This window comes from Aeromonas sp. S11(2024), from assembly GCF_041402345.1.
In the GTDB taxonomy this organism is placed as follows: Bacteria; Pseudomonadota; Gammaproteobacteria; order Enterobacterales; family Aeromonadaceae; genus Aeromonas; species Aeromonas veronii.
Window position 1 is genome coordinate 1 of sequence record NZ_JBGLRC010000030.1, and the last position, 16,983, is coordinate 16,983.

12 protein-coding genes and 3 pseudogenes are annotated in these 16,983 nt (G+C 56.8%); 11 read left to right on the forward strand and 4 right to left on the reverse strand.

Annotation, left to right across the window (positions count from 1 at the left end):
- The first annotated feature begins 177 nt into the window (after positions 1-177).
- Positions 178-1,031 (forward strand): IS5-like element ISAs34 family transposase gene (locus ACB040_RS18035; protein WP_338774880.1). Its coding sequence is split into 2 segments (ribosomal slippage): positions 178-520 and positions 520-1,031, totalling 855 coding nucleotides; the frame shifts between segments, so codons are not numbered across the junction.
- A 228-nt stretch (positions 1,032-1,259) separates the two neighbouring features.
- Here the strand turns inward: ACB040_RS18035 and metG are convergent.
- Entirely contained in the window at positions 1,260-3,293 is a 2,034-nt protein-coding gene (gene metG / locus ACB040_RS18040) for a methionine--tRNA ligase (protein WP_371155927.1), read from the reverse strand.
- A gap of 186 nt (positions 3,294-3,479) precedes the next feature.
- On the opposite strand from metG, the gene apbC reads away from it, so the two are divergent.
- The 6 genes and pseudogenes from apbC to ACB040_RS18070 form a co-directional block, all read left to right on the forward strand.
- Positions 3,480-4,562 carry an iron-sulfur cluster carrier protein ApbC gene (gene apbC / locus ACB040_RS18045; protein WP_005345574.1) on the forward strand — a complete coding sequence of 361 codons (1,083 nt, stop codon included), beginning with the start codon at positions 3,480-3,482 and terminating at the stop codon, positions 4,560-4,562.
- Positions 4,563-4,672: 110 nt separating this feature from the next.
- Positions 4,673-5,317: a uridine kinase gene (udk, locus tag ACB040_RS18050; protein ID WP_005345570.1), complete on the forward strand. Its 645-nt coding sequence runs from the start codon at positions 4,673-4,675 to the stop codon at positions 5,315-5,317.
- Between the two features lie 63 nt (positions 5,318-5,380).
- The gene (dcd, locus tag ACB040_RS18055; RefSeq protein ID WP_005336719.1) at positions 5,381-5,962 is read left to right on the forward strand and encodes a dCTP deaminase; all 582 of its coding nucleotides are present in this window, start codon (positions 5,381-5,383) and stop codon (positions 5,960-5,962) included.
- A gap of 378 nt (positions 5,963-6,340) precedes the next feature.
- Entirely contained in the window at positions 6,341-7,813 is a 1,473-nt protein-coding gene (locus ACB040_RS18060; protein ID WP_047439689.1) for an inorganic phosphate transporter, read from the forward strand.
- Positions 7,814-7,918: 105 nt separating this feature from the next.
- A pseudogene (locus ACB040_RS18065) lies at positions 7,919-8,071 on the forward strand (IS1595 family transposase); the annotation flags it as partial.
- Positions 8,067-8,210 (forward strand): annotated as a pseudogene (locus ACB040_RS18070) (IS3 family transposase); the annotation flags it as partial. The pseudogenes ACB040_RS18065 and ACB040_RS18070, both read left to right, overlap by 5 nt.
- 240 nt (positions 8,211-8,450) lie before the next feature.
- Here ACB040_RS18070 and ACB040_RS18075 read toward each other — a convergent pair.
- Positions 8,451-9,494, reverse strand: coding sequence for an IS110 family transposase (locus tag ACB040_RS18075; RefSeq protein ID WP_338774882.1), 1,044 nt, complete (start codon positions 9,492-9,494; stop codon positions 8,451-8,453).
- A gap of 62 nt (positions 9,495-9,556) precedes the next feature.
- On the opposite strand from ACB040_RS18075, the pseudogene ACB040_RS18080 reads away from it, so the two are divergent.
- Positions 9,557-10,462 (forward strand): annotated as a pseudogene (locus tag ACB040_RS18080) (IS3-like element ISAeme20 family transposase); the annotation flags it as partial.
- A gap of 176 nt (positions 10,463-10,638) precedes the next feature.
- Here ACB040_RS18080 and ACB040_RS18085 read toward each other — a convergent pair.
- Positions 10,639-11,880, reverse strand: a complete 1,242-nt coding sequence (locus ACB040_RS18085; RefSeq protein WP_371155923.1) for an esterase/lipase family protein — start codon at positions 11,878-11,880, stop codon at positions 10,639-10,641.
- 212 nt (positions 11,881-12,092) lie between these two features.
- Between ACB040_RS18085 and ACB040_RS18090 the strand changes: the two genes are divergently transcribed.
- Positions 12,093-13,097, forward strand: coding sequence for a Wadjet anti-phage system protein JetD domain-containing protein (locus ACB040_RS18090; protein WP_371155921.1), 1,005 nt, complete (start codon positions 12,093-12,095; stop codon positions 13,095-13,097).
- Between the two features lie 41 nt (positions 13,098-13,138).
- Here the strand turns inward: ACB040_RS18090 and ACB040_RS18095 are convergent, their stop codons facing one another.
- Positions 13,139-13,732 (reverse strand): hypothetical protein, encoded by a 594-nt coding sequence (locus tag ACB040_RS18095; RefSeq protein ID WP_371155919.1) that lies wholly within the window; start codon positions 13,730-13,732, stop codon positions 13,139-13,141.
- Between the two features lie 609 nt (positions 13,733-14,341).
- Between ACB040_RS18095 and ygeW the strand changes: the two genes are divergently transcribed.
- Positions 14,342-15,529 (forward strand): knotted carbamoyltransferase YgeW, encoded by a 1,188-nt coding sequence (gene ygeW / locus ACB040_RS18100; protein ID WP_231720826.1) that lies wholly within the window; start codon positions 14,342-14,344, stop codon positions 15,527-15,529.
- A 137-nt stretch (positions 15,530-15,666) separates the two neighbouring features.
- Complete coding sequence (dpaL, locus tag ACB040_RS18105) at positions 15,667-16,866, forward strand: diaminopropionate ammonia-lyase (protein WP_371155916.1); 1,200 nt, start codon at positions 15,667-15,669, stop codon at positions 16,864-16,866.
- Positions 16,867-16,983: the final 117 nt, after the last annotated feature.

Genomic DNA, 16,983 nt, shown 5'->3' on the forward strand with positions numbered 1-16,983 from the left:
ATCTTGCCGACCATGTTTACGCAACCATACCAGAACGGTGGAGCGGCCCTGAATGCCATAACGCACCTGAGCCTGTTTGTAGGTGAGCTCGCCTTTTTCAATCTGCTCGACTAGGCTGTGTTCTTAAAGTGATTAAGATATAATCTCACATCTTCTCAACAGCTTAAGACCTATGCAGTGTCCCGTCGTTACCAGTTGACCGATGCACAATGGGGACTTATCGAGCCCCTTTTTCCATACCACCGCATAAGCGGACGTCCTACTCGCGAGCCACGCCAAGTGCTCGATGGCATTCTCTGGATACTCCACACCGGTGCGCCTTGGCGAGATCTGCCAGAACGTTTCGGCCCATGGAGTTCGGTCTACAACACCTTTCGACGTTGGCAGAGTACAGGTCACATCGATGCCATCCTTGAAGCGCTGCAACTACATCTCAATGAAGAAGGGCTTATCGACTTCGACCTGTGGTGCATTGACGGTTCCAATGTCAGGGCATCCAAAGATGCTGCCGGAGCGCGTAAAAAAACACTCTTGTGAATCAAGCGCTTGGTCGCTCGCGTGGAGGTTTTGGCAGCAAAATTGACTTGGTCACTGATGGTAATGGTTTACCGCTGGGGTTCTGCCTTTCACCGGGGCAATCAGCGGAAATCAGATATGCGACAAGTGCGCTGGCCATGGCAAGGATACCGACCTCATCAGGCTGTTATCGCACGCGTCCAGCGCATCTTGCCGCAGATAAGGCCTATAGCAGCAGGGCTTTGCGGGCCGAACTCCGGCGCAGAAGGATAAAAGCAGTCATCCCGCAGCGCAGCGACCAGCAGCGGCACCATAAGGGACGTCCTCTGGTATTAGACAAAGCTCGTTATCGCAGGCGAAATGTGGTCGAGCGGTGCTTCGGATGGCTGAAGAAGTTTCGCCGATTCTCAACGAGATATGAAAAGCTGGCGGGAAGTTTTGCTGCTTTTATCAAGCTGGCTTTCTGCCTTCGTTACTTACGGGAGCTATTGGTGGACAGAAAACCAGCATTTTGAGAACACACCCTAGTGCCAATTTAAAAGTCAGCGAGTAATCGCGCTGTGTCCGTTTCACACCTTGTCCCATCGGATTCTCCATTTATTGGGGGGAAAGGTGTAAACCATATTCAGGACGGGACAGGTGCCAAAAGCCAATAAAAACAATGCCAGTCAGGCTTAACTGACTGGCATTAGGCCGTTTGGCCTCTCTTCTCTATCTGGCTGTGATCGCAGTCAGCGATGTGCTTACTTGACGCGCATCCCTGGCTGGGCGCCTTCCTGTGGTTCCAGGATCCAGAGATCCTTGCCGCCCGGGCCTGCGGCCAGCACCATCCCTTCGGACATGCCGAAACGCATCTTGCGCGGAGCCAGGTTGGCCACCATCACGGTCAGCTTGCCTTCCAGATCTTCCGGGTTGTAGGCGGACTTGATACCGGCAAACACCTGACGGGTTTCACCGCCGATATCCAGTTGCAGCTTGAGCAGCTTCTCGGCTTCCGGTACCGCTTCGGCCTTCTTGATCAGCGCTACGCGCAGGTCAATCTTGGCAAAGTCGTCATAGGTGATGGTTTCGCTGATGGGGTCATCAGCCAGCGGGCCGCTCACTTTCGGTGCCTGCTCTTTGGCCAGGTCTTCCTTGGATGCCTCGATCATGGCTTCAATCTTCGCAGGCTCGATGCGGGAGAAGAGGGCCTTGAACGGTGCAACGGTGTGATCGACCAGCGGCATCTCGATGCCATCCCAGCTGAGGGTTTCGGCCAGGAAGGCTTCGGCACGCTCGGCCAAGAGCGGCATGACGGGCTTGAGGTAGGCCATCAGTACGCGGAACAGGTTGATACCGACGGAGCAGACCGCTTGCAGCTCGGCGTCAGCGCCTTCCTGCTTGGCGATGACCCAGGGAGCCTTGTCATCCACGTAGCGGTTGGCCTTGTCGGCCAACGCCATGATTTCACGGATGGCGCGGCTGAACTCGCGGCTCTCATACGCTTCGGCAATGGCGGTACGGGCATTGGCGAATTCGGCGTAGAGCTCGGGTTCGGCGCAGGTTGCCGCCAGCTTGCCGCCAAAACGCTTGGCGATAAAGCCGGCGTTGCGGGAGGCGAGGTTAACCAGCTTGTTGACCACGTCAGCGTTGACGCGCTGCACGAAATCTTCGAGGTTCAAGTCCAGATCGTCGATGCGGCTGTTGAGCTTGGCTGCGTAGTAGTAACGCAGGCACTCCGGATCCAGGTGGTTCAGGTAGGTAGATGCCTTGATGAAGGTGCCCTTGGACTTGGACATCTTGGCGCCGTTGACGGTCACATAACCGTGTACGTTGACCTTGGTCGGCTTGCGGAAGTTGGCACCTTCCAGCATGGACGGCCAGAACAGGCAGTGGAAGTAGGCGATGTCCTTGCCGATGAAGTGGTAGAGCTCGGCGTCGGAGTCCGCTTTCCAGTAGCTGTCAAAGTCGATGTCGCCACGCTTGTTGCATAGGTTCTTGAAGGAAGCCATGTAACCGATGGGCGCATCCAGCCAGACGTAGAAGTACTTGCCCGGGGCGCCGGGGATTTCGAAACCGAAGTAGGGGGCGTCACGAGTGATGTCCCACTGCTGCAGGCCGCTTTCGAACCACTCCTGCATCTTGTTGGCCATCTCTTCCTGAATGGCGCCGGAGCCGCGTACCCACTCAGAGAGCCATTTTTCAAACTGCGGCAGGTCGAAGAAGAAGTGCTCGGAGTCCTTCATGACCGGAGTGGCGCCGGAGACGGCAGATTTCGGATCGATAAGCTCGGTCGGGCTGTAGGTGGCGCCGCAGCTGTCACAGTTGTCGCCATACTGCTCCGGGGACTTGCACTTGGGGCAGGTACCCTTGACGAAACGATCCGGCAGGAACATGGATTTTTCCGGATCGAACAGCTGGGAGATAGTGCGGCTCTTGATAAAACCACCATTTTTCAGGCGGCCATAGATCAACTCCGCCAGCTCGCGGTTCTCGTCGCTGTGGGTAGAGTGATAGTTGTCAAAGCTGATGTTGAACCCGGCGAAATCGGCCTGGTGCTCCTTGGAGACAGCGGCAATCATCTCTTTCGGAGTGATCCCCATCTGCTGTGCCTTGAGCATGATCGGGGTGCCGTGGGCATCATCGGCACAGATGAAGTGCACCTGATGACCGCGCATTCGCTGATAACGAACCCAGATATCGGCCTGGATATGTTCCAGCATGTGGCCAAGATGGATGGAGCCATTGGCATAGGGGAGGGCGCAGGTTACCAGCATTTTACGAGGATCAGTTGCCATATTACGTTCTTGATGTGCTTGTTGGGATGATAGAGTGCCGTGCATGTTACCCGAATTGGGGGTAGCCTGCCTAGGGTTGTGGCTATGCCAACCTTGGCAGCACCTGCTGTTACGATGGCAGGCAAGCCACTGATTTGTGTGCGGTAACCGTTCACCTCAAGATAATGACAAGATAATGAGGAGTTAATGGTGATTGATTCAGTAAAACAGATCCTCGCCGAATTTAAGCCAGCTGGCTGGCACAAGGATCTGGTGGATGCCGGATTCGTTCGCGAGATCATCAATCAGGGTCAGGGGCTCACTATCCGGCTGGTCTTGCCGTTTGCCGGTCTCTCGCTGCTCGATCAGCTCAAAGAGAACTACGATGCCAGGCTGCGCAGCGCCACCGGCGCCGCCCGCATCGACTGGGCACTGGAGATTGACGTCGCCAGCATGCCGCGGGCGCAGGGCCTCAATGCCGTGCAGGGCATTCGCAACATCATCGTGGTTGCTTCCGGCAAGGGGGGGGTGGGCAAATCTACCACTGCGGTCAACTTGGCGCTGGCGCTGCAAAAAGAGGGTGCGCGGGTCGCTATTCTCGATGCCGATATCTATGGCCCTTCCATTCCCACCATGATGGGCACCCTCAAGGAGCGCCCGGTCAGCCATGACGGCAAGCTGATGGAGCCGGTGATGGCCTGCGGCCTCAAGAGCAACAGCATCGGCTATCTGGTCTCCGAGCAGGATGCCACCATCTGGCGTGGCCCAATGGCGAGCAAGGCGCTGGCGCAGATCCTCCATGAGACCCGCTGGGGCGAGGTGGATTATCTGGTGGTAGACATGCCGCCGGGCACTGGCGATATCCAGCTCACCATGGCCCAACAGGTGCCGACGTCGGCGGCGGTGATCGTCACAACCCCGCAAGATGTGGCGCTGGCCGATGCCCGCAAGGGGATCGCCATGTTCAACAAGGTCAATGTGCCGGTGCTCGGCATCATCGAGAACATGAGCTACCACGTCTGCAGCGCCTGTGGTCACCATGAGCCGCTGTTTGGTACCGGTGGCGGCCAGAAGATGGCAGAGCAGTATCAAGTGGCACTGCTTGGTCAATTACCGCTGCACATCGATATCCGCCAACACATGGATGATGGCTGTCCGACGGTGTTCGGCGCACCGGAAGGAAGCCTGGCTCAGGCCTATTTGAAGCTGGCGCGCAGGGTAGGGGCTGAACTCTTTTTCAGCGCAAAACCGATTGCGACCCCCCTCTATGCCATGGCGCTGGATGAATAATCGGCGGTCGGTCACTTGAAAGGGAATTGAGGGTGGGCATGACCCACCCTTTTTTATATAATGGATCGGTTTAAACCATCCCCACTGCTCTTCTCTTTTAGGTATTTGTCATGTCTGATACTCAACATTCGTGTGTGATCATCGGTATTGCGGGCGCATCTGCGTCTGGCAAAAGTCTTATAGCCCAGACCATTTATGAAGAGCTGGTGGCCGAACTGGGCGCAGGTCAGATTGGTGTGATCACCGAAGATTGCTACTACCGTGATCAGACCCACCTGACCATGGAAGAGCGGGTCAAGACCAACTATGACCACCCTAACGCGCTGGATCACGACTTGCTGGTACAGCACCTGAGCCAGCTGGTCAAAGGTGACGCAGTTGCCATTCCCCAGTACTCCTACACCGAACACACCCGGATGAGCGAAGTGACCCCGTTTGCGCCGCGCCGGGTGATCATTCTGGAAGGGATCCTGCTGCTGACCGACAGCCGTCTGCGGGATCTGATGGACGCCTCCATCTTTATGGATACCCCGCTCGACATCTGCCTGTTGCGCCGTCTGGTGCGTGATGTGCAGGAGCGTGGCCGTACCATGGACTCCGTGCTCAAGCAGTACCAGAAGACAGTGCGTCCGATGTTCCTGCAGTTTATCGAGCCGTCCAAACAGTATGCCGATGTGATCGTGCCCCGTGGTGGCAAGAACCGCATCGCCATCGACATGCTCAAGGCGCGTATCCGCCACATGTTGATTGGTTAAGATGAAACAAGCCGGGTGATGCCCGGCTTTTTTAAAAGCACAATTTGTCAGGAGAGTCGCCCAATGCGTCTGTGTGATACCGATATTGAACGCCATCTGGATGAAGGCAAGATCGTCATTGAGCCACGGCCCGGGGTAGAGCGGATCAGTGGTGTCAGTGTCGATGTGCTGCTAGGTAACGAGTTTCGGGTGTTTCGCGATCATACCGCGCCCTATATCGACCTGAGCGGCCCGAGCAGCGAGATGGCCGATGCCATCGATCGGGTGATGAGTGACGAGATCCACATCCCCGATGGCGAAGCCTTCTACCTGCACCCGGGTCAGCTGGCGCTGGCGGTGACCTACGAATCCGTCACCCTGCCTGCCGATATCGTCGGCTGGCTGGATGGCCGCTCTTCATTGGCGCGCCTGGGTCTGATGGTGCACGTGACGGCGCACCGGATCGATCCGGGTTGGTCCGGTCGCATCGTGCTGGAGTTCTACAACGGCGGCAAACTGCCGCTGGCACTGCGCCCGAAGATGAAGATCGGCGCCTTGAACTTCGAGATGCTCTCCGGCGTCGCGGCCCGTCCCTACAACAAGCGGGAAAATGCCAAGTACAAGAGCCAGCAGGGCGCCGTTGCCAGTCGCATCAATCAGGACTGATAACTGGCAACACGGCAACGATTCAAGGGAGCACAAGGTGCTCCCTTTTTGCATCTGGAATCAAACGGATATGGGGTTGATGGTGCTGGTCGGATGAGATTGGTGGGGCAGGGACATTTTATCACCACTTTCGCCCGTTTTTCTGTCATAAAAACGTCATAAAAATGAAATTATTGGCTTAATTGTCAGCTATTTTTGCCCTTTCCCGCAATCATTAGCGGCTTTAATTAATCGATGGCAAGCCGCATGAGGACTGGCTCTAGGATATTTTTTTCCAAAAAGCTCTTTTTTTTTATGGCTGAAATATTTCAATGGTGGCTATGGTGTTGGCCGCCATCTGGCATAATCCGCCGCAACTCATAAACAGGCTTTTTTTTTATGTTTGAAATGTTTAGTGGTTTGGGTTTGTGGTGGTCAATCGGTTTGGTATTGGCCGTTTTTTTTGTGCTTGCCTATGAATTTATCAACGGCTTTCACGATACCGCCAACGCGGTAGCAACGGTTATCTATACCAAGGCGATGCCAGCTCACCTGGCGGTCGTTGCATCGGGGATCTTCAACTTTTTTGGCGTCATGTTCGGCGGTCTGGGTGTGGCCTATGCCATTGTCCATCTGCTGCCCATCGACCTGCTGCTTGGGATGGACTCCACCCAAGGGTTGATCATGGTCTTCTCCTTGCTGTTTTCTGCCATCGTGTGGAACCTGGGCACCTGGTTCTTCGGGATCCCGGCTTCCAGTTCACATACCTTGATCGGTTCCATTTTGGGGGTAGGCGGCGCCTATGCCTGGATCACCCATAAACCGGTGACAGAAGGGATCAACGTGGGCAAAGCGATCGACATCATGCTTTCCCTCATCATCTCTCCCACCATCGGCTTCATCATCGCGGCGCTGCTGCTGCTGGCGATGAAGCGCATCTGGACCAGCAACAAGATCCACAAAACACCGGAAGAGCGTCAGCTGGTGGATGGCAAGAAGCACCCGCCATTCTGGGCGCGTCTAACCCTGGTGGCCTCGGCCATGGGCGTCAGCTTCGTACACGGCTCCAACGATGGCCAGAAGGGCATCGGTCTGGTGATGCTGGTGCTGATCTGTATGGCGCCTGCCTATTTCGCACTGGACATGAACAGCCGCGCCTATGATCTGGACCGGACCCAGGATGCCAACCAGCGCATCATGGAGATCTACCAGCGCAACCAGTCCGCCCTCTCTGGTGTCATCAACTTCTCTGCACCGGCAACGGCTCAGGAAGAGCTGATGACCCACTGCTCCGCCGATGGCGTGCTGCAGGCGATGGCCACCCTGGATGCCCGTCTGGGTGCCGTGCGTACTTATGATCAGATGAGCCTGACTGACCGCCGCGAAGTGCGTCGTCTGCTGCTCTGTATCGATGACACCGCCCGCAAGGCTGCCAAGCTGCCGCTGCCAGCCAAGGAGCTGACCGATCTGGCCAAATGGCGCAAGGATCTGACCGCGACCGCTGAATACGCACCGACCTGGGTGATCGTCTCCATCGCGCTGGCGCTCGGTTGCGGCACCATGGTGGGCTGGCGTCGTATCGTCCATACCGTGGGCGAGAAGATCGGCACCACCGGCATGACCTACAGCCAGGGCATTGCGGCCCAGATCACTGCTGCTACCTCCATCGGGGTTGCCAGTCTGACCGGTATGCCGGTGTCCACCACCCACATCCTCTCTTCTGCGGTGGCGGGTACCATGGTAGCCAACAAATCCGGCCTGCAGAGCCAGACCATCAAGACCATCCTGATGGCCTGGGTGTTGACCCTGCCGTTGACCATGCTGCTCTCCGGTGGCCTGTTCATCGTCAGCCACCATCTGTTTGGTGGATAATATCGTTATTTTTTAAGGGCCTGCGGGCCCTTTTTATTGGCTCTGTCCCTATTACGTGTTGAAAGGCTAATCTTGAAGTAGGCCATCACCATTAGGTCTACCATCATGGATACCCCAGCCTTTCAACACCTGTTGTCCCTCTTTCCCCAGTTAACCCTGCGCCAGCGCCGTGTTGCTCAGCAGGAGCTCACTGCACCCCACACCATTACCTCGCTCAATAGTCAGTTACCGGCATGCAATGGTTGTCCACATTGTCAGCAACTGGGTGGTCGCAGCCAAAGGAGGAAAGGATACACCGGTCATTCCCGGAGCGCGTTCTGTCGCCGAGCTGGAGGCTGAAGTGGCCCGGCTACGCAACGCTCTCGCACAAGCCAACATGGAGCGCGACATCATAAAAAATGTATGGTCTGCTCCTTATCTGCAAGCTTGAACTGATTTCCAGAAGTCGTTTGCGTCAATGTATCCGGCCTGTCTGTGAGCCGTTTTCCGGCTCTGGCCTTGATGAGATCCGCATGTCGTCGTCCTAATAAAGCTACCAGTCATGAGAGACTGCTTTTTTAGCCAGGCTGCAACGTCGTGGGGTGAACGCTTCTGTCATCTGTTTTTGGCTCGTAAAACCGGGTATGAGTTCTATCAGTTAAACGGCTGAACTTGTGTTGGGATACGGTTGGTAATCCCTGCCGGATGTCAGCACTTTCCAGCAAATTCGCATTATCTTGTTGGCCAAGGCGATAAGTACCATATGGTGGTGATGGCCGACCTCTAGCCTGGCGACCCATTCGCCTAACGATGATTTGTCACGCTTCATGTGAATTTTCAGCGCTTTGGCGCCCTGAATAACTATTTGCCTTAAATAGCTATTGCCACGCTTACTGGTCCCGCCGAGCGAAGATTTGCCGCCCGTTGAATATTGCCTGGGGACCAGCCCCAACCAGGCTGACAGGTCGCGGGCTTTCTTGAATTGTGAGCCATTGCCAATCGCGGCAATCAACGCGGTTGAGACAATCGGTCCAATGCCGGGGACGGCACTGATTTTTTGGCACAAACCTGATGCGCTTGAGGTTTGTCCGAGCATGAGACTCATGTCATCAATCTGAATATCCAGCTGTTGCCACCGTTCTCTCAGGCGTAATACCAGGGCACGGATAAAGTCAGGCAAGCCATTCTCGGCATCTTCAAGGATCGCCGGTAGGGCGCGCTCGAAGACTTTTCTGCCGACTGGCACGGTGAGCCCACATTCCAGCAGCAACGCTCGCATCTGATTGACAGTGGCGGTACGTTCGACGATGAAACGCTGACGGACGCGATGAGTCGCCTGCAATGCCAGTTGCTCATGAGATTTCAACGGGACACAGCGCATGGTGCCTCTGCTACCAGCCTCGGCAATGGCGGTAGCATCATTGAAGTCATTCTTGTTTGATTTGAGGTAGGGCTTCACAAATTGGGCAGGGATAATCTTGGGTTCGAACCCCGCCTGTTGAAACAGGCGACCCCAGTATTGCGAACCAGGACATGCCTCGAAGGCGACCCGACAGGGTGGGGTCGTGCTAATGAACTGTTTCAGTTGTGAACGAGTGAGCTTTTGCTTGGCCAATACATGCCCCATGCGATCCATCGCCACCAGGTGAAACCAATTTTTGCCTAAATCGATCCCGTAAATGTAAATCTGCGCTTGCTTCATGGTTGAGCCTCCTTGATGCTGGCTCCAGCATAGCGGGGTGGATGGAGCAGACCATCCCATTAGGCCGCCGCGTACTTTGCTCAGGAGTCACTGCCAAGTACGCGTGGATAGCCAACCAGCAGGATCTCTATCCCATTTCCGTTATCTGTCGTGTGCTGGAGGTCTCTCGTGCGGGCTTCTACCACTGGCGCCAGCGTCCACCGTCACAGCGCCAACAAGAAGATGAACGACTCAAGCTCGCCATTCGGGCTGCTCACAGCAAGACGCGCCAGACCTATGGCGCAGCGCGTTTACAAGCTGAGTTGGCCGCCGAAGGATTTTACGCCGGACGGGACCGGATTGGGCGATTGCGCCGTGAAATGGGGTTGTCTTGCAAACAAAAGCGCAAATTCAAGGCGACAACCCATTCTGCTCATTCCCTGCCTGTGGCGGAGAATCTCCTTGGTCAGGTCTTTGCGCCGACGAAGCCCAACGAAGTCTGGACCGGTGATATCACCTATATCGCCACCGACGAAGGCTGGCTTTATCTGGCTGGTCTCAAGGATGTGTTTACCTGTGAGATAGTGGGTTATGCGATGGGAGAGCGAATGACCACCGGGTTGGTCAGTCAGGCGCTGTTTCGGGCTGTGCAGCAGAAGAGGCCACCCGTTGGGCTTATTCATCACACAGACCGGGGCAGTCAGTACTGTGCCAAGGCTTATCGGGCTCTCCAGGTACAATTTGGCATGCAGACCTCCATGTCACGCAAGGGGAACTGCTTCGACAATGCCCCGATAGAAAGCTTCTGGGGGTCTCTTAAAAATGAACTGGTTCACCACCATAGATTCAAGACGAGAGCGGAGGCCAAGGCAGCGATTCAGGAATACATAGAGATTTTTTACAACCGCCAGCGTCGGCATTCACGACTTGGCAATGTCAGCCCGGCGGAGTTTAACAAGAGGTATTGGAGAACTGCTCAGGCTGCTTGATCCGGGACTGTCCGATCTTGCCAGGACACCTCAGTGATCAAGAGACAGCCAATAGGAGCCTCATTTTAAGGCTGTGAGGTGTCTAGGGAACTGGGGACGATTCATTCCTTTGACGTCCCAGAGTGCCACAGGGCTCCTTTGTGAACCAGCACTCTGTTGCTTTAATAGCCAGCTCGCTATAACTGCAAGGGGCTGAGCCAGCGCAGCAGTTGCTGGCCAACCTGCGGGTTGGAGAGCAGGGCCATATGACTGGTGCGATAGATAATCAGGGTATGGGCGGGCAGAAAGGCCAGCTGATGGCGCGCTTCGTTGTGCTGACCGAGGGCGCTACGAAGGGGCACCAGTCCATCGCCAATCAGCCGGTCGGCCAGCAGGCTGCGCTTGGCGGCAGTGGTCGCGGCGATGGCATAACAGTTGACGCTGAAGGGCAAGGGGAGTGGGACGCGGGGATCGCGCAAGGGCGCGGCGGGGTCGGGTTGGGCCACTTCATCGATCACCTTGCCATGGCGCAGATCCTTGATGCCAGCACTGCGCAGCTGTGCCAGCCTGACGAAGGGTTCGCTGTAGGCGGTAGCGGGCAGCAACTGTTCCAGCCAGTGACCGGCATGTTCGAGCGGCGCGCCGTGGTGTGGTGTGCCGAGAAATATCAGGTTGGCAAGGTGCGCAGGCCAGGTGAGCCCGGCCACGCCGGCATGGTGGCAGGCGCTGCGGGCAACCAGTCCCCCCATGCTGTAGCCCATTATCGTTATCTCTTTGAGCTCTCCCGGCCAGTGGGCGAGCAACTGCTCCAGCAGCAGGGCCAGCGTCTGTCCGTTTTGTGCAATGGGCAGGCCCGAGTTGTAGCGCAGGTAAAGAGGCTGATAGCCAAGCGCGTTGGCAAGTTGCTCCCCGTGATTGACCGGCTTGCCTTGATGCTCGGTCTGCCACTGCAGATCGTTCATGCAGAGGCCATGGATCATCAGCAGCACCCGTCCCTCGCGGGGTAGATCCTTTGGCATCGCCTGCCAATCGAGGAGCTGGCCCTGATAGCGCAGGGTCATGGGGGTGGCGAGAGCATTGTGGTGCTCGACCAGCTTGTCCCCCAATACGCCGTTGAGCGTGGCGATCAGGGCTGCACGTTTCGGGGTTTCGGGGATCTGGTGGGGCGGCGGAGTGGCTGGCAGGCGGCTGAGCAGATGGTTGATACCGCTGCCCAGGGTGTTGGCGGCACCATGTACCCCCTTGTAGACCAGCCCGGTTATCCCGGCTGTCTTTCCCTCATCCCGTCCCTTGAGCCCCATACCGCTCAGTACCGCCTGATGCACTGCTTCGGTGATCTCTACCGCGGCGGGCAGCGCCAGAGTCAGCAGGTGCGCCAGTTCGCGGATATCCGAAAGATGCCAGGAAGAGGATGGCGATGGGTCTGTGGCGTCGGTCATGGCAAGCCCTTGTGGAAGCGGGTATCGCGTTGTCGTGCCGCGAAGAGCGCAGCGTATCTCTATATCAAACCAGCTTGCTCCCTTTGTGGCGGGTTTACCAGTAACGGGCCATGCATGGCGGGGCTGATAAGAACCGCTTGCGAAGCCGGTCACGGTAATGACAGGGAAAATCACCTCTACTTCGTCATATGAAGCCACATGGAGAGGTAAGGATGTCGCTGTTTGATGAGGTGCGGATACAGGATTTGTGTGCACGGTTGCTCGATAGCCAGAACGAGAAGGGGTGCTCCCTTGAGAGTCGGCATGGCCGCAAGTTGAAAGAGTTGTTGCAGACGAATTGTGGGTTAAGACCTTTTGGGCGAAGCGCTCGTCATGTATTAACCGAGGCGGGACGGGCTTATCTGATCAGACAGCTGGCGCAGGTAGTTCCCCCTGAACCGGACAAGCGTGAGCAGTTGCAACGAATGGGAGTGAGTTTACCTGCACGACTCAATCAGGCCTGCTTTTATGCCCTCTGGCATGGGGACAGCAAGCATTCGCGGTCAGCATCCCTTGCCGCGCCACAGCTTGCGGAATTGTCGCTCACGCAGGATGAGGTGATCCGCATCCGCACCCTCGAACCGCTCTCGCTGGTCGATCGGCAGGGTCAGCAGCACGATATGACGGCAATGATGGCACTGCTGGGGGAGTTGGCGTTGCCGGAGCGGACTCTGGGCACGCTGGCGGCCATCGGCTGGCAGGGGGAGCGGGTCATTACGGTGGAGAACAAGGGGGCTTTTGTCGACTACCCGTTGCAACCCGGGCAACTGCTGCTCTTTGCTCCCGGTCGCAATACCACCCTGGCCAAACAGCTGATCCCGCTGCTGCCTGCGGGCGTGCAGTGGGCCCATTTTGGCGATCTCGATCAACGGGGTATCGATATTGCCATCGAGCTGGCGCGTGAGCTACAGCGTCCTGCCATGCTCTGGCTTCCCTGTGAGCTGCGGCCTTATCTGGAGCACTATGCCCGTCCGGTGCGCACCTTTGCGACGGACAGTGGCAAGGTGCCCTGGCGTGTGACGACGCAGGCTGATCAGGTTGATGGTCATGGCACGCCGGTAGGCGTTCCCTGGCTCGATAAACTGATCACAGACGGGACTTGGCTGGAGCAGGAGGTATTGATTCTGGCCCCTCATTGGCGGAGCTGGTCATTGGACGCGATGGGCAATCAGGGGTGAAACGGGGAGTCCGCGCTCCCCGTCATTTCGTGGTCAGCTGTTTACTTGGCGTTGATGGGCCCCTTGGTGCCGGCATCATTATCGACCCAGCCATCTTCACCCTTGATGCGGCGATCCCCCTGAATGGTGTAGATGACCATGCCATCCTTGAACACCAGCGCGCCATCAGATTTCTTGGCATTGACCTTCTTGTCGTTGACCCACACCTGATCCTTGCCATCGATGCGGATATTGGCCACGGTTGCGCCGGTTTGGGGGAAGGTGGCGATCCAGTTGCCCGCATAGGGGCTGCTGCTGGTTGCCGCGGCCGGAGCATTGCCAACACCGGCGGCTGCGTTCTCAGCCTTGGTTTTGTTGATATCGCAGCCATTGAGCTCGCTCACCTGAGTGCAGCCCGAGCGCTCCAGCTTCTGCTCATAGCTCAGATCCAGACCGCCCTCCGCGGCCGGGGCGGCCGCGCCAAATCCCGCCTTGGCATTTTCCGCTTTGGTTTTGTGAATGTCACAGCCCTGCGCCTCGGTGACCTGGGTGCAGCCGGATCGCTCCAGTTGCTCGGCATATTTGGCACTGATGGCGTGGGCAGGGGCGATCCCAAGCAGGGTCAGGGTGATGAGCAGTGCAGCATTCCTGGACATAGATAATCCCTCAAAGATTAAGTCATGCAGGTTCATCCGCGCAGTTGCGGCAGTGAACGTCGGCCTCTCCTGAGCATCCGAGACAGATGCGCAGCTGGCGTATTCACGTTAGCACCTTGGGCCAACCGTGCCCAGCGATGTGGCCGGAAGATATGGTGAGAGGTGATTCGGGCGGGGAGCGCAGGGGAGGCGAGATAGCAGCAGTGTCAACGCTGGAGAGATCATTCCAAGAGAAAAGGTGTTGCGGGCATTATCATAATGATAACGACAGCCCCGCTGATATCATTTCAGCCCCTGAAACTGACCTTTGATGATAATTCTCACCGATGCCGAGACATCGCCTCTGATTATTATCACCCGGCTATTTTATCGCTTGGCCACCCTATCCATCCTTTTATGGAATAAACCGCTGAAATAGCCACTGATTTTGTGGGTGGTATCACACACTTTCGTCATTTATTAATATCTTCCTGCATTTTATTGGTTTGGCATGGTTATTGATTGCCTCATATCGACGCTAACCGACGCGCTCACCCACAACCGGGATGCTGGTGACATCGTGAGTGAAAGGGGAGCTATCCATATCTCATCCAATGATTGGGGCGAACGATGAAAGCAGTTAACGAATTAATCAAAGAGATCAGAGCACTCAAATCCAACCTGCATGAAAAAGATTTTCTGCTGACCTGGGAGCAAACCCCTCAGGAGCTGGAGCTGGTATTGAAACTGGCCGAATCCCTCAAGACCCTGCGCGCCGAAAATATCTGCACCAAACTGTTTAACAGCGGGCTCGGTATCTCGGTTTTCCGCGATAACTCCACCCGAACCCGCTTCTCTTACGCCTCTGCGCTGAACCTGCTCGGTCTGGCCCAGCAGGATCTGGACGAGGGCAAATCCCAGATCGCCCATGGCGAAACCGTCCGTGAAACCGCCAATATGATTTCCTTCTGCGCCGATGCCATCGGGATCCGTGACGACATGTTCCTCGGTGCCGGTAACGCCTATATGCGCGAAGTGGGCGCCGCACTGGATGAAGGGTTCGAGAAGGGAGTGCTGCCCCAGCGTCCGGCGCTGGTCAACCTGCAGTGCGACATTGATCACCCGACCCAGTCCATGGCTGATCTCGCCTGGTTGCAGGAGCACTTCGGCAGCCTGGATAGCCTCAAGGGCAAGAAGATTGCCATGACCTGGGCTTACTCCCCGAGCTACGGCAAGCCGCTCTCCGTGCCGCAGGGCATCATCGGCTTGATGACCCGTTTCGGTATGGACGTGACCCTGGCCCATCCGGAAGGGTATGACCTGATCCCGGACGTGATCGAAGTAGCCAAAGAGAATGCCAAGGCATCTGGCGGCAGCTTCCGTCAGGTCACCTCCATGGAAGAGGCGTTCAAGGATGCCGATATCGTCTATCCCAAGTCCTGGGCCCCCTACAAGGTGATGGAGCAGCGCACTGAGTTGCTGCGTGCCAATGACCACGCCGGCCTGAAAGATCTGGAGAAACATTGCCTTGAGCAGAACGCCAAGCACAAGGATTGGCACTGCACCGAGGAGATGATGAAGCTCACCAAGGGGGGCGAAGCGCTCTATATGCACTGCCTGCCGGCCGATATTTCCGGCGTTTCCTGCAAAGAGGGCGAAGTAACCGAAGGGGTATTCGAGAAATACCGTATCGCCACTTACAAAGAGGCGAGCTGGAAGCCCTATATTATCGCCGCCATGATCATGGCCCGTAAATTCTCCGCCCCGGCAGAAACCCTGGAAAATCTGATTAAAGAAGCGCAAAAGCGGGTGAAATAAATAACGGCAGGGCAGGGTGAATATTCATCCTGCCCACGCTGTCGAATTCATTATTTCGAGTTTTCTCCCCGTGGCATCTGAATAACGGATCTCCCGGCGAGGCAGCTCTTTGTCAGGTAACGCCTAGTGAGGTAAGCATGTCCCAATTTTCTTTGAAGATGGATATTGCCGATAACCGCTTTTTTACCGCCGAGCTATCTCCGCTGTTTTCTCGCGCCGAAGCACAAAAGGCTCGCGCTTTTCATAAAAAACTGGCCGGTTATGAGCCGACCCCATTGTGCGACCTGAAAGATCTGGCCGCCTATATCGGGGTGAAAAATATATTGGTCAAGGACGAGTCAAAGCGCTTTGGCCTCAACGCCTTCAAGATGCTGGGTGGCGTTTATGCCATCGCCAACCTGCTCTGTGAAAAGTACGGGGTGGCCATCGAGGATTTCTCCTTCGATCTCATCAAACGCACCATCAAGGAGCCGATGACTTTCGCCACCACCACAGATGGCAACCACGGTCGTGGCGTTGCCTGGGCCGCCAAACAGGTGGGTCAGCATGCGGTGGTCTACATGCCCAAGGGCTCGGCCCAGGAGCGGGTGGACCACATCCTCAACCTCGGTGCCGAGTGCATCGTCACCGACATGAACTACGATGACACCGTGCGTCTCACCATGAAGATGGCCGAAGAGCGCGGCTGGCACATAGTGCAGGACACCGCCTGGGAGGGGTACACCAAGATCCCGACCTGGATCATGCAGGGTTACTCCACTCTGGCCGACGAAGCGGTCGAGCAGATGCAGGATATGGGCATCAAGCAGCCGACCCACGTGCTGCTGCAGGCCGGGGTCGGGGCGCTGGCGGGCGGGGTGCTCGGTTATCTGGTGGACTGCTTCGGGGCGAAAAACCTGCACAGTATCGTGGTCGAGCCGGATCAGGCCGACTGCATCTATCGATCCGGCGTGGCGGGGGAGATGGTCAACGTGGGGGGCGACATGCGCACCATCATGGCCGGTCTCGCCTGTGGCGAACCCACCCCCCTCGGTTGGCCATTGCTTAGAAGCTGCACCACCCAGTTTATCTCCTGCCACGACAAGGTGTCGGCGCTGGGCATGCGGGTGCTGGGCAACCCCCTTGGTAATGACCCCCGCATCATCTCCGGCGAATCCGGCTCGGTCGGCACCGGCGTGTTGGCGGCGGTGCGTCACCACCCGGATCGCGCGGCGCTGATGGCGCGCCTCGGGCTGGATAGCAACTCGGTCGTGCTGATCATCAACACCGAAGGGGACACCGATGTGAAGCACTACCGGGAAGTGGTGTGGGAAGGCAAGCATCCTGCCTGCGACTAACTCTCCCGCCAGAGCAGAGACACGAATTGAAGCATTGATCGCGCCTCGCAAATGGGGTGCGGTAACGGGCACAGGGCGCTGCCGACGAACAGGCCGCGCACTCTCAGTTGTTATGGA

What these genes read in the sequence shown, in the direction of transcription:
- ACB040_RS18060 (WP_047439689.1), top strand. Translation starts at nt 6,341, where the DNA reads ATGTTTGAAATGTTTAGTGGTTTGGGTTTGTGGTGGTCAATCGGTTTG.
- apbC (WP_005345574.1), top strand. Translation starts at nt 3,480, where the DNA reads ATGGTGATTGATTCAGTAAAACAGATCCTCGCCGAATTTAAGCCAGCT.
- metG (WP_371155927.1), bottom strand. Translation starts at nt 3,293, where the DNA reads ATGGCAACTGATCCTCGTAAAATGCTGGTAACCTGCGCCCTCCCCTAT.
- ygeW (WP_231720826.1), top strand. Translation starts at nt 14,342, where the DNA reads ATGAAAGCAGTTAACGAATTAATCAAAGAGATCAGAGCACTCAAATCC.
- ACB040_RS18090 (WP_371155921.1), top strand. Translation starts at nt 12,093, where the DNA reads ATGTCGCTGTTTGATGAGGTGCGGATACAGGATTTGTGTGCACGGTTG.
- dcd (WP_005336719.1), top strand. Translation starts at nt 5,381, where the DNA reads ATGCGTCTGTGTGATACCGATATTGAACGCCATCTGGATGAAGGCAAG.
- dpaL (WP_371155916.1), top strand. Translation starts at nt 15,667, where the DNA reads ATGTCCCAATTTTCTTTGAAGATGGATATTGCCGATAACCGCTTTTTT.
- ACB040_RS18075 (WP_338774882.1), bottom strand. Translation starts at nt 9,494, where the DNA reads ATGAAGCAAGCGCAGATTTACATTTACGGGATCGATTTAGGCAAAAAT.
- udk (WP_005345570.1), top strand. Translation starts at nt 4,673, where the DNA reads ATGTCTGATACTCAACATTCGTGTGTGATCATCGGTATTGCGGGCGCA.
- ACB040_RS18085 (WP_371155923.1), bottom strand. Translation starts at nt 11,880, where the DNA reads ATGACCGACGCCACAGACCCATCGCCATCCTCTTCCTGGCATCTTTCG.
- ACB040_RS18095 (WP_371155919.1), bottom strand. Translation starts at nt 13,732, where the DNA reads ATGTCCAGGAATGCTGCACTGCTCATCACCCTGACCCTGCTTGGGATC.